The sequence below is a fragment of the Streptomyces sp. NBC_00388 genome (genome assembly GCF_036061255.1).
Classification (GTDB): Bacteria; Actinomycetota; Actinomycetes; order Streptomycetales; family Streptomycetaceae; genus Streptomyces.
Map to the genome: position 1 here is coordinate 17204 of NZ_CP107949.1, position 12834 is coordinate 30037.

8 protein-coding genes are annotated in these 12834 nt (G+C 66.6%); 4 read left to right on the forward strand and 4 right to left on the reverse strand.

Features of this window, described 5'->3' with window-relative positions; all coding sequences use genetic code 11:
• Window positions 1-2 precede the first annotated feature (2 nt).
• Together OG917_RS30250 and OG917_RS30255 are read right to left on the reverse strand one after the other, a co-directional pair.
• Window positions 3-3725 (reverse strand): ACP S-malonyltransferase, encoded by a 3723-nt coding sequence (locus OG917_RS30250; RefSeq protein ID WP_328322391.1) that lies wholly within the window; start codon window positions 3723-3725, stop codon window positions 3-5.
• Window positions 3726-4164: 439 nt separating this feature from the next.
• Window positions 4165-5397, reverse strand: a complete 1233-nt coding sequence (locus tag OG917_RS30255) for an MFS transporter (RefSeq protein ID WP_328322393.1) — start codon at window positions 5395-5397, stop codon at window positions 4165-4167.
• A gap of 205 nt (window positions 5398-5602) precedes the next feature.
• Here OG917_RS30255 and OG917_RS30260 point away from each other — a divergent pair, with 205 nt between their 5' ends.
• Complete coding sequence (locus OG917_RS30260; RefSeq protein ID WP_328322395.1) at window positions 5603-5956, forward strand: ArsR/SmtB family transcription factor; 354 nt, start codon at window positions 5603-5605, stop codon at window positions 5954-5956.
• A gap of 120 nt (window positions 5957-6076) precedes the next feature.
• Here OG917_RS30260 and OG917_RS30265 read toward each other — a convergent pair whose 3' ends face one another.
• Window positions 6077-6826 (reverse strand): response regulator transcription factor, encoded by a 750-nt coding sequence (locus tag OG917_RS30265; protein ID WP_328322397.1) that lies wholly within the window; start codon window positions 6824-6826, stop codon window positions 6077-6079.
• Between the two features lie 71 nt (window positions 6827-6897).
• Complete coding sequence (locus tag OG917_RS30270; protein WP_328322399.1) at window positions 6898-8439, reverse strand: FAD-dependent monooxygenase; 1542 nt, start codon at window positions 8437-8439, stop codon at window positions 6898-6900.
• Window positions 8440-8677: 238 nt separating this feature from the next.
• On the opposite strand from OG917_RS30270, the gene OG917_RS30275 reads away from it, so the two are divergent.
• From OG917_RS30275 to OG917_RS30285, 3 genes are all read left to right on the forward strand, one after another.
• Window positions 8678-10285: an MFS transporter gene (locus tag OG917_RS30275; protein WP_328322401.1), complete on the forward strand. Its 1608-nt coding sequence runs from the start codon at window positions 8678-8680 to the stop codon at window positions 10283-10285.
• A 292-nt stretch (window positions 10286-10577) separates the two neighbouring features.
• Window positions 10578-10766: a 4-oxalocrotonate tautomerase DmpI gene (gene dmpI / locus OG917_RS30280; protein WP_328322403.1), complete on the forward strand. Its 189-nt coding sequence runs from the start codon at window positions 10578-10580 to the stop codon at window positions 10764-10766.
• Window positions 10767-10868: 102 nt separating this feature from the next.
• A complete protein-coding gene (locus OG917_RS30285; RefSeq protein WP_328322406.1) occupies window positions 10869-12038 on the forward strand; it encodes an acyltransferase family protein in 1170 nt (389 codons plus the stop codon).
• The last annotated feature ends 796 nt before the right edge of the window (window positions 12039-12834 follow it).

The window sequence follows — 12834 nt, forward strand, 5'->3', positions numbered from 1 at the left end:
CCCTAGTTGCGCAGGAGGTGTCGGAGAGGCGTCTCAAGGCCGAGGAACTCGGTCCTGGTGCCCTCCAGCATCTGAAGGGCCCAGTTCAGCCACTTGATGCCTTCGCAGTAGATCGCCACCGGGCGGCGCTGGGTCTGGTAGGTGTCCATGAGCGTGCCGTCCAGCTCCTTCTGGAAGTGGAACGGCGGCATGGCCGTGAAGTGCTGTCCCATCATGAACACGAACCGGACCAGCCAGTACGGGTCGTCCCTCAGATAGGCCGACTCAGGGTCGTCGAGACCGAGCGCTGCCGTCATCACGGGAGCGAAGTAGTCCTCCAGGCCTTCGGGAGTCTCGGTGTTGACCGTGCCCCCGTTGGGGATCACGTCACGCACCCGGTACGCCTTCTGGTACGGGTTGCCGTCCAGGAACGTGATGTCGACACGGGGAGTCTTGCCCTGCCCGACGTCGACGCTCATCTTGAACTGCTCGAAGTGGATCTCGTCGTAGTGACCGAGGGAGTTGTGCCAGGGCTTGTTGTCGTACATCGCGTCGTCGCAGGTGTCCTTGCCGTCGGTCTTGTATCCGATCGCCCGCGGGTCGAGGAACTTGATCCCCAGCGAGGCGGGAGTGATGGCATCCACTGCCTCGTCGATGTCCTCCTGCGGCGCCCCGGCTTCGATCAGTCTCTGGGCGTGCAGCAGCTGCTCGCAGCTGGTGATCTTGATGTTCTCGGTGTTCGTGTCGCCCATGACGAGCGAGTGGAAGGCCGGCTCAAGGATCTCCAGGAAGTCGGGGGCCGCCCGGAACCGCTTGAGCAGTGCCGCGGAGTTGAGGTAGGAGACACCGTTGATGACGATCTGCTCGGTGCCGAGAAGGTGCTCACCGAAGGTCTGCGGTGCTGTGCGGCGGCACAGGTCCAGACGGTCCTCGATCTTTTTGAAGTACGAGGTGTCCAGCGTCTCGCCCGGCGCCATGAGGCGGCCCGCGCTGTGCACGTTCTCGTTCAGCACGCGGATGATCTGCTCGTAGAGGCGGGCGACCACCGCCGGCGGCGGTATCTGCTTCTCCACGAAGCGGCTGACCTCGTCACCCGCCACGTAGCTCATCTCGTAGATGACCTCCCGGTGGGTCGTTCGACCGTCACGTTGCAGATGGGCCGGGACGGGGACCTCCCGTTCCAGAGTGGTGAAGACCTCGGGGAAGTGGTCGCGCACCGGCGCGGGCAGGTGCTGGAGGTACTCGGCCTGTTTCTTGGCCTTCGCGAACGGTGGCAGCATCACGCCGTCTCCGTCCGGGTTCCACCGCGCGGTCGTCAGGGCCTCGCTCAGGATCTTCCGCACCGTGACGTGGTCCTCACCCTGCTTCCTGATGAAGATCGTCATGGACTCGCTGCCGCCCTTGCCGAAGTTGACGATCGTTTCGTCGGCGTTGACGTAGGCGTAGACCGTACTGGAGAGGACCTTGCGGCTCTGGGCGTTGTCCAGTACGCGTTCGTTCTCGCCGGTCATGGCGAGGACGCAGGCGTACTCGAACGCGTCCAGGGCAGGGCTGAGGCGCTTCTTCCAGGCCTCGGCCGGCTCCACGACGCGTATGGCGTGTCCGTGGTAGGGGCCTACGTCCACAGCGAGGCCGTCCAGGCCCGAACCGAGGGCGATGATCTGGCAGTTGCCATTGAGATGGATCCGCCGTACCTCGGTGTTCAGAGCGTCGCCCCGGAGCACGGCACGGGTGGCGTCCTCCAGGTCCTTCTTGGACTGGACCGGCACGCCCCCGGGTGACACGACGGGAATCACGGCGCTGGTGAGGCTGTTCAGCACCAGCTCCACGGCATCGTCGCGCAGGCGCACCGAGGACAGTGCGACCGCGTCAGCCAGGGAGATCGCGCCGGAGACGGCCAGGGTGACCAGCCAGCCCAGCGCGTCGCTGCCCTCAAGGTAGTAGTCGCTCTGCGTGAACAGCGCGGGCCGGTGCCGGACGAGGGTGTGGAACAGCAGGTACGGGTAGACGATGCGGTGGTCCACCTGGGGGACGTGCCGGCTGCTGCCGCGCAGGCCATTGAGCATCTGGTGGTAGGCCTGGAACGCAGTCGGCTGGGTGTCGAGGAGCAGCTGGGTCCTGCGCGCCAGGTCCTCGTCGTCGAGCTCGGCCAGTCCGTCGAAGTGGAAGACGACCACCTCCGGGCGGTCGGTGTCCACCGTCTTCGTCGCACCATCGCCTGCGTGGTCCATGACGTGGAGTTCGACGTAGGCCTTGCCGAGGAGTGTGGGGTCCTCGCTGGTGACCCGCTTCTTCAGACGCGCCCGGGTGGCCAGCTCGCCGTGGTGGACACTGATGTGTTCCCGGTAGTTCCGTGTGTGCTGGAAGACTTCGAGCAACTGGTAGAACGCGGGCGCCCCTTCCCGGTCGGGGCACAGCATTTCCGCCGTGATGACGCGCCCGAGCGTACGGGCGAAGTAGTCGTCCCAGCCGTCGTCGCCGGTGGTGAGGCGGAACAGCTCCCGGAGGGTGTCGTAGTGCCTGTTCTCCAACTGGTCCCCTGCGGCGTACAGCTTCTCCAGCTCGGTCATCAGACCGTCCGCCACACCGAGGGCATGCAGGAACCGGTCGGTGTCCTCAGTGCCTCCCGTGTAGGCCATGACGGGAGCCTCGATGTTGTTGTCCTTCAGCAGCTGGGCGGACTTGTTACCGAGGCCCAGCTCCAGAACGATGTCCGCGTCGAAGCTGTCGAGGATCTCGCAGGTGTCCCGGGACGCCATGACCTGGTCGGTCATGGCCAGGATCCCCCGGCGGATGTCGGCCGCCGTGGTGTGCAGCGACATGTCGTGGTTCGACACCACCGGGATGCGGGGCTCCGCAAAGCGGATCTGCTGGATGTCGAGGTACTTCTCCAGAGCCTGGCGGGCGGGCCGCATCCGCGCGGAGTGGGCGATGAAGACGGTCGGGTCCTTCAGCTCCTGGGTGGCCACATCCGGGAAGCCGGCGATGAACCGGTCGAACTCGGCCTTGATGCCGGTGCGGACGTAGACGTTCGCCTGGGTCGGCGAGTACGTCTTGTGCAACTCGACATCCGTGACCGGGTACGCGTCGTGCACTGCGGCCAGGATCGCCGCGAGGGCGTCCGGACTCTGCGCTTTCACCGCGATCACGTGGGACGGTTCCGGCACCAGGGGCGCCTGCTGGACGGATTCGGGCAGGTAGCAGGCGATGTTCCGGGCGAATGCCTCGTCGGTGCTCCGGCCACCGGCCGCCAGCAGCATCAGCGGCGTGAACACCTGGGCGATCTTCACGCCGTCGAAGACGGACAGGGAGCCGCTCGCCACTGCGGCCGTCAGGATGCCGAAGCTCTCGCCGGTGTAGGCGATGAAACTGAGGGGCGTGCCGTTCCTCCCGGCCCGGTCCCGCAGATCAGCGTCAAGTGACAGGCTGTGCACCAGCAGGGCCGCCCCGATGAAGCCCTGCCGCTCCAACTTCCCCGCGGGGAGGTTCTCGGATGCCGCGAGCAGCAGATCGGGCCGGGTGGGGAAGCCGAGGGCTCGGGCGGCCTCCTGGTAGATCTCGGTGATCTCGGGGATGCCGGAGTCGAGGAGGGACCTGCCGAGGCCCTGGTAGAAGGCCCGGCTTCCCAGACCGGGGAAGAACCCGGCCACGCGTACGCGGTCCTTCGTACTGAGGATGTCCTCAACAGGTGCGGGCCGGTAGCCGGTAGCCGGAACCGGCCGGACAGGGGAGGTGGAGCTGGACACGTGCATCACCTTCTCGCGTTGGGCTGTGCGGCGACGGTGATTCCGTCGCGGTGCTTCACGCGCTCGTCTTTGGGCGCGGAGGATTACGTTCCCGCGGAAATGTTCTGGAAATGCGTCCGACGCTTTCCATCGGATCGCCAGAAGAAGTCTGTCCAATAGTCCGGCCCAATTCAATGGGTTCCAGTACAGGCTTGTTTACGTCTTTACACGGTGGGCGAGTTAGCTTTCGAGGAACATTAAGATATGTCAGGCAATTGTTAATTGGGCAGGTCAGGGCGGTACAGGATCTCGCCGGAGCCCCTTCCAGTACTGTTCGGGCGTGCCGATTCCGCAAGACAGGCGCACCGGTTCCACGGAACAAAAAAATCAGGACCGAGGGAGCCCGAAGGCCCCTCGATCCTGATTTACCTAATGGCCGGTTCTCTGCCCGGCCACACTCCTACTGAATGCCGGACTCAACCTTTACCGCCTGCGGTGCGGCGGCGACCGAATGAGGCGCGGCGTCAACCGGAGCACCCACGGACGCCACAGACCGGCGGCTCAGGGAGCCACCTCCTGCCGCGACGACGAGGGCGGCGAGGGCGAGGCCGGCACCGACCCACAGCGGGGAGACGAACCCGAACCCGGCTGCGATGGTGAGCCCGCCGATCCAGGCTCCGAGCGCGTTGCCGACGTTGAACGCGGCCACGTTGGCGCCGGAGGCCATGGTGGGCGCGTCGTCGGCGTACTTCATGATCCGGACCATCAGGCCGGGCGCCGCCGCGAGGCCGATGGTCCCCATCAGCAGCAGCGAGATGATCGTGGCGACCTTGTTCTCCGCCGTGAGGGCGAAGACCGACAGGAGGACGGTGAGGAGCGCCATGATGCCGGCGAGCGTGGCGTTGAGGGACTTGTCGGCGGCCTTGCCGCCGATGAAGTTTCCGATGAACGTGCCCACACCGAACACGACAAGCAGCCACGGCACGGTGCTGGTGGCGAACCCGCTGACATCGGTGAGCGTGAAGGCGATGTAGGTGTAGGCGCCGATCACGGCACCGAAGGCGAGGACGCTGAGTGCCAGGGACACCCAGACCTGACCGCGCCGGAAGACGGCGAGCTCGCCGCGCAGGCTGGTCTGCCCGGCCGACGTGGTCTGCGGCACCAGGACCTGGATGCCGATCAGCGTGATGACGCCGATGACGGTGATGGCCCAGAACGTGGAGCGCCAGCCGAACTGCTGGCCGACGAAGGTACCCAGAGGCACGCCGAGCACGTTGGCGGCGGTCAGGCCGCCGAACATGAGCGCGATGGCGCTGCCCTTCTTGTTCTCGGCGACCATGTCGGAGGCGACAACCGCACCGATACCGAAGAACGCTCCGTGGCACAGGGCCGCGACGATCCGGCCGACCATGAGCAGCTCGTAGGTCGGGGCGACAGCGGAGATCAGGTTGCCCACGATGAACAGCACCATGAGGCCGACCAGGGACTTCTTGCGGTCGAAGCGGGCGATCGCCGCGGTCAGCGCGAGGGCACCGATCGCGACGCTCAGCGCGTAACCGGATACCAGGTACCCGGCCGCCGCTCCGGAGACATGGAAATCGTCTGCCACTTCAGGCAGCAGACCTACGATCCCGAACTCGGTGAGGCCGATACCGAAGCCCCCGAGTGCCAGGGCAATGAGCCCGATAGGCATGTGAAAACCCTTCGTTGTAGTGGCATGCGGTACGGGAGCGTGCCGTGCCGTGCCTGACAAGAACAGAACAAATCGAAGTATCGCAGTATGTCGATGCGATGTGTCAAGTCGCTTGCGCACCCGCGGTGGACGGCCGACGATGGCGTAACGTATCGCCTATCCTCGATGCATAGGAATCGGTCCCGCGCCCGTCCGAGAAGGCCCCATGACGACATACGAAACGCCCATGGCAGAGGGCCTCACGGCTCTCGTCGAACCCCTCAAAGCGCTCGCCCACCCCGTGCGGCTGCAGGTGCTGCAGTGGCTGCGCGTCCCCGAGGAACACTTCCCCGTCAACGAAGTAGGCGTCTGCGTCAGCCACATCCAGGCCAAGACCGGACTGGCACAGTCCACCGTCTCCGCCTACATGGCCGTACTCGAACGCGCGGGCCTCGTCCGCTCCGCGCGTGTCGGGAAGTGGACCCACTACCGACGCGACGAGGAGCGCATCGCCCAGCTCATCGAGCAGATCGGGCGAGATATCGGGGACATCGAGCCGGCGAAACCCGCTCGGCCCTGAACCACGGGCCACGGTGCGCCACCAGCCTGCGCCGCGAAGTCGCGGGCGGAGCGCGCGGCGATGCGCTCCGCCGGAGGACCCCGCAGCCGGACACAGGGGCCGGCCTCAGCACGTAGGGGCTCATCCGCGCCCCATTCGGTAGCCGACGCCACGGATGGTGATGACCCATGTACTGGCACCGAGCTTCGCACGCAGGCTGCTCACATGCGTGTCTATGGTGCGGCTGGAGTCCGCCGCCCAACTGGTGTCCCATACCCTGTCCATCAACTCCTTGCGGGTGATGACGTTTTCGGGTCCCGAGGCCAGGATGTACAGCAGCTCGAACTCCTTGGCCGTGAGATTCACCGGTCCGCCACGCAGACGGACTTCACGGGTCTTGCCATCGATGTGGAGCGGCCCGACGGAGATGCTCCGGGTCGGCTCCGGCCGGGCCCGGCGCAGTACGGCCTCGATACGGGCCATCACCTCGTGTGCTCCGCACGAGGCGACCACGCAGTCGTCCGCTCCGGCCTGCAGGGCGAGGACCCTGTCCAGCTCGGTGTCGCGGGCGGTGACAGAAATGACGGGCTTGTCACCCGCCTCCCGTATCGATCTGCAGACCTCCAGGCCGTCGATGTCGGGAAGGTCGAGGTCGAGCACGACCAGGTCCGAGTGCTGGTGCGTACGCAGCGCTTCCTCCCCGGTGTCGACACTGGTCGCGGAGTACCCGTGCCGACGCAGGTAGCGCACCCTTTCCTCGGCCGTACTGTCGTCGCCCTCGACCACCAGTACACGGATCTTGAGTGCCTCGGTGACCTTGCCGGGATACGGCCCCTCGGCTTCCGCCGTGTCCCGCCGGCCGAGCCACGCGAGATGTCCCCCCAGCGCCATTCCGCCCCCTCCGTATGAAGACAATTGATGGTGAGCTGTCCGCCGGCGAGCGCTCGGGCCCGGGGAGCGGCTCACCCCGGCCGCAGATCTCGGCGCGCCCGTCGCAGCGCCCCGGTGATCTCGCTGGTGCGGGCCGGTGCGAGGGTCGCGTACAGGTGTCCGTCCGGGCGGACGACGGCGGCCACCGGTCGGGAGCCGAGGGCGTCCACCAGGGGACCGTGCGACTGGCTCGGGGCCTCGACGACCTCGGCTTGGTCCCCGACGGCCTCCCGTACGGCGGCACATGTGTCGTGCCAGGTGTCCGGACGGCTGCGGCCCACATGCAGCAGAACGGTCCAGTCGTCGCGCGGGACAGCCGTCCAGACCCCGGTGGTGCGGCCCTGGCCGAGCAGGACCGGGACACGGTCACCGGGCACGATGCGCCCGCCGCGCGGCATACGTGCCGACTCGGGGCGGTAGGTGGCGTCGATCTGACCGATCTTGGGAGCCAGTTGCCGCTGCAGTACACCGGTGCGGTCGGCGCCGCGCACGACGGTGTCGCGCAGGGCGATCTGCGCGGGACGGCGCAGGAAGCCCCACCGGGTCTGCAACGAGGTGGAGCGGGTCACCGCGTGGGCGGCGGCCCGGCGTTCGGCGCCATAGCTTTCGAGTGCGGCCTCCTCCAGCCGGCCCCGGGCCACGGCGGCCAGCTTCCATCCGAGGTTGACGGCGTCCTGCAGTCCGGTGTTCATGCCCTGCGCGCCGGCCGGGCTCATGATGTGCGCGGCATCGCCCGCCAGGAAGCAGCGGCCTGAGCGGAAGGAGGCGGCGGTGCGGATGTTGACGTGGAAGGTGGTGCTGAACCGCAGCTCGCCCAGCTCGACGCCGACAGGACCGCGTTCGGTCAGGATGCGCTGGAAGAAGTCCCGCCCGGGTGCCGCGCCCGCAGTCGCGGGCGGCACGCTGACCGCGACCCGCTGCACACCCTCGCCCACCGGACCGAGCGCGAGGCTGCCCTGCGGGGTGTAGCAGTAGCTCACCAGATCCGGTGCGATGTTTCCGGAGAGTTCGGCGTCGGTGATGGCGAAGCACACCGGGAGCCGCTTGCCGTCGAAGTCGATGCCGAGCAGTTTGCGCACCGTACTGTGCGCTCCGTCCGCACCCACCAGATAGGAGGCCGTGATGTCCTGGGTGCTTCCGTCCTGCTGCGTGAAACGGGCGACGGGGAGGGGGCCCGTGGTGTCCAGTGCGGTCAGGGTACAGCCGCGCTCCACCTTTCCGCCGAGCTCCAGCAGCCGCTGCTCAAGAATTTCCTCAGTGCGGTTCTGCGGAATTCCGACGGCGAATGGATAAGGGGTCGACTTCAGCCGGTTCAGCCAGGCGGTGCCCAGGGGAGCGTGGTCGGAGAAGTAGGAGACACCCTGAATCCGCTGCCCCTCGTGAGCCAGTCGGTCGGTCACGTCCGTGCGCCGCAGCAGCTCCAGGAGCCGGGGCCAGATCACCGTGGCCCGGGAATGCTCGGAGTGGCCTCGCTCCGCGTCGAGGATCCGTACGGGGACGTCCTGTTGGAGCAGTTCGCATGCGAGGACCAGCCCGACGGGGCCGGCGCCGACGACGACTACGGGTTCATTCATGGAAAGGGCTCCTCTTCGCTGCTGCCGCAGGGACGCATCCGCCTACCGCTTCACCGGTACACTAATTCCCCGCAATCGCTCTCTCTGCAGTTGTACGGCTCAAGAGCCGCTCCGGTGTTCCAAAAGAACACACCGTGCTTCTTTCGGCGCACCGGAGCATGTCGCATAGGTCGAATTTAAAGCCCCTGGCCCGTCGCATACCGTTTCCGACAGGTATTCGCGACGGACAAGGATGGAAATGAACGAGACGCCAGCAAGGAAACGGAATCCCGTCGTAGGTCTCATCATCGTGGTGGTTGCATCGTTCCTGCTGCCGATTACGCTGACCGGGTCGTCGATCGCCATGCCGGGTGTGGCCGGCGACTTCCACAACTCCCTCCCGGCCGGCCAGTGGATCGTCAACGCCTACGATCTGACGTTCGCGAGCTTCATGCTGGCCAGCGGCTCGTTCTCGGACCGATTCGGCCGTCGGCGGATCTTCCTCATCGGAAGCATCGGCTTCGCGCTCGCCTCGTACGTCTCCGCGCTGGCCTCCGGCATCGTCATGCTCGATGTGACCCGGGCGGTCGCGGGCCTGGCCGCGGCGATGGTGCTCACCTCCGGCAGTGCGCTGCTCGCCCAGCTCTTCGACGGCCCGGCGCGCACGAAGGCGTTCGGCCTCTTCGGGACCGCCGTCGGAGTCGGCCTGGCCTTCGGCCCGTTCGTGGCGGGTGCGCTGTCCACCGCCTTCGGCTGGCGTGCGATCTTCCTGGTCCCGGCCATCGTCTCCACGTTCGTGGTGTTCCTGACCGGCTTCCTGCCGGAATCGTCCGACCCCGAGGCGACCAAGGTCGACTGGGGCGGCGTCGTCACCTTCAGCGGCGCCCTCGCCACCCTCATCTACGCACTCCTGGAGGGCCCGGAGCTCGGCTGGTCCTCGCCCCTGATCATTGCGTCCTACGTCGCCTGTGTGGTGCTGCTCGCCGCTTTCGTGGTCGTCGAACAGCGCCAGGAACGCCCCATGTTCGACCTCAGCCTCTTCCGCCAGCCGCAGTTCGTCTCGCTCTGCGTCGCGGTGGTGGCGATCGTCCTGGGTACGACCCCGCTGCTGGTGTACCTGCCCAGCTACCTGACCGCGGTCAACGGCCAGTCCACCATGCACGTGGGCATGGACCTGATGATGCTCACCGTGCCCACCGTGATCTTCCCGCTGATCACCGGCTATCTGCTCCGCTGGATTCCGGTGCGCCACATGGTGACCGCGTCGACCGGGTTCATCGCGGTCGGCGTGGCCGGGCTGACCGTGCTGCACCCGGGTATCAGCAACTGGGCTGCGCTCGGGCCGTACTCCCTGGTCGGCATCGGCGTGGGGGTGTCGTTCGGCGTCATGGACGGCGCGGCGGTCTCCAGCGTGACGCCGGAGCGTGCAGGTATGGCTGCCGGCATGTTCAACACCATGCGCCTGGCCGGTGAGGCCATTTCGATCGCCGTCGTGGGAAGCCTGCTCGTCACCTTCACCCGCAGCCGCCTGGACGGCAAGCTCGACAGCTTCCCCGGACCGTACGGGCACCAGCCGCAGGCGCTCGCCGACGCCCTGAACCAGGGTCAGCTCTCCGGTCCCGCCGGCACTGTCCCCGAGGCCTCGCGCGCGGCCTTCAAGGAGGTGGCCGCGAACGGCTACACCAGCGGACTGCATGCCGCGCTGTGGGCCATGGCCGCCTTCGTGGCCGCCGCCACCGTACTGGTCGCCGTGGTCGGCGCCCGCCGCACGGCACGCGCCGAGACGACCGAGACGGTCCTTCCCGACGACGTGGCCGAGGACGTCACCCCGGCTGACGAGCAGATCCCTGCCGGCGCGCTGCGCTAGCGAGCCTGAGGAGAGCCGACGCGGGGGCCCCGGCGCGCGGGCCGGGGCCCGCAGCGGCCGGAGGCAGCCACGTGAACACCGTGGCCGGCACTCCACGCTGCCCGGCTTGTCCGCGACCCGGCCTGCATCGCCCGCCAGGTGTTCCTTTCGAAACACGGTGCAGATACCTAAGGGTCATTCATCTTGCACACATCCGTGCGGAACTCATAGCGTCGTATTCACCGAAGCCGGTTCAGCGAATCAAAGCAACACACGGACCGGTGTTCCCCGTTACTCGAACCAGGAGTATGAGATGCCCGTTGTGACCGTTCTGCAGGGTCCCCGTGATGTCGAGCAGAAGCGTGAGCTGGTCACGCGTATCACAGACGCTTTCGTCGACGCCTACAAGATTCCGGCCGAGGCCGTGCAGGTCTGGGTCACCGAGGTGCCGACCGACAGCTGGGGCACCGCGGGCAAACTCACCGCCGACTCCGCCAAGTAGTTCACGAACAGATTCTGTCAGCCGGTGGTGCGCTCAGTGGCGCGGCCACCGGCTTGTTCATGAGGTGTGCGACCGAGTTCACGAGATGAAAGGACTGAATTCGTGATACCCGCGAACGAGGTGGAAGCACGGAAGAACCGGCTTCCCACTCTCACAGGAATGCGGTTCCTGGCCGCGTTTCTTGTGTTTCTCTGCCATGCAGCGTTTCAGGGATTCCTCTCCGACAGCGCGCTGCAGGGGAATCTGCAGGACTGGCTCCTCAAGGCCGGCTGGGCGGGCGTTCAGTTCTTCTTCATTCTCAGCGGATTCGTCCTGACGTGGGCCGCACGTCCTGGTGACACGGTGACTGCTTTCTGGCGACGGCGCGCTGCCAAGCTGTATCCGGTGAACCTGGTCGCCTGCCTCATGGCGGTCGTTCTGCTGCTGGCCACGGGCGGCGCCCTGACCGCCGAGCGGGCGATCCCGAATCTCCTGCTGGTGCAGAGCTGGCTGCCTGACTATCCCGCGTTCGACGGGCTCAACCCGCCGAGCTGGTCGCTGTGTTGCGAAGTCCTCTTCTACGCGCTCTTCCCTTTTCTGCTGAAGCTCGTCAACAGGATCCAGGCTCGGCGGCTCTGGTGGTCCGCAGGCGGCGTCTTCGCCTTCATGCTGGTCATGCCCTCGGTCGCGACACTGCTGCCCCTGCACCCCATGCTGGCCGACATCACGTCGTTCCCGCAGTTCTGGCTGGTCTATGCCTTTCCGGTGACCCGGGTCGCCGACTTCCTTCTCGGGATTCTTCTGGCACGCATCGTGCTCAGCGGGCAGTGGATCCGGATCGGACTGCTGCCTGCCACCGCCGTCGCCGCCGTCAGTTACGTCATCACGGTCGTCGCCCCGGTGCTCTACTCCATGGTGGCCACCATGACGATCGGTCTCGTCCTGGTCATCGGGGCCGGCGCGACAGCCGATCTCTCGAAGGGGGCTTCCGCGCTTCGTGGTCCTCGCATGCTCTGGCTGGGCGAGGTGTCCTTCTCGTTCTACATGGTGCACGTCCTGGTTCTGACGTACGGACACCGTCTTCTGGGCGGCGGGGCCTGGAGTCCGCCGGTCGCCTTGGCAGTGAGTGCCGCTCTCTTCGCGGTGGCTCTGGTCGTGGCTGCCCTGCTCCACCGGTTCGTGGAGCGGCCGGCCATGAAGTACCTGAGCCGGAAGCGGGTCCGTCCCCTCCCGGTGCTGGAGGTCGAGTTCGAGCGGTTGGAGCCTCTGGTCGACTCCAACAGCCGCGCCTGAAGTCCCCGTTCCCTCGGTTCTCACCGTTCTGCCCTTGGCATCGCCTTCGAGGCCCTGCTGCTTCCGCCTCTCCTCCGGGAGAGGCGGAAGTGCCGCTTCACCGAAGCCCCCAGGGGGCTCCAGGCGCCACGGGAGGGCCGTCGGGTGGTGCGGGGCCAAGCCGTCGGGCTACGTCGCTCCTGGGCCGCAGGGACGGCTGTCGGCGCCGTCTGACGCCGTCGCCAGCAGGCCTGGTTGGCCGGGAGGCCTCGGGCCCCGGAGGCGGGCTCGGTGCGGGTTGAGTCCCTGTCTTTCAGTCCCTGTTCCAGTCCCTCAGCAAAACCTGCAGGTCAACGCGGTTTGCTCTTCCCAGGCAGGGGACCGAAGGGACTGAAGGGACCGAATCTTCCTGTTCCAGTCATTATGCGTGCGTGTGTATGCGTACCCGCGTAACTAGAGGGCCTTGTTCATTGAGCCGTTCATAACTGAGCTTTTGAGTCCCTTCAGTCCCTCGATTTCGCACGAGATGCCCTCTGACCTGGGCTTTTAGGGGAGGGACCGAAGAGGGACCAAAATGCCGTGGGGCTCTCGGTCCCTCTTCGGTCCCTCCCCGCTGCATCAAGGTCCGCAACGTTCGACACGCCCGGCCCCCTGCCCAGGCGAGCACCACTGCCCGGGCCTTGAGGCCCTAACTCCCAAGGCGGCAGCAGGGACTGAAGGGACCCAAGTTAGGAAAAGGCTTCGACCACGCCCAAACGGCTGTTGTAGGCTCCTGGCTGTTGAAAAACTCAGTCCCTTCGGTCCCTCATGCGGTACG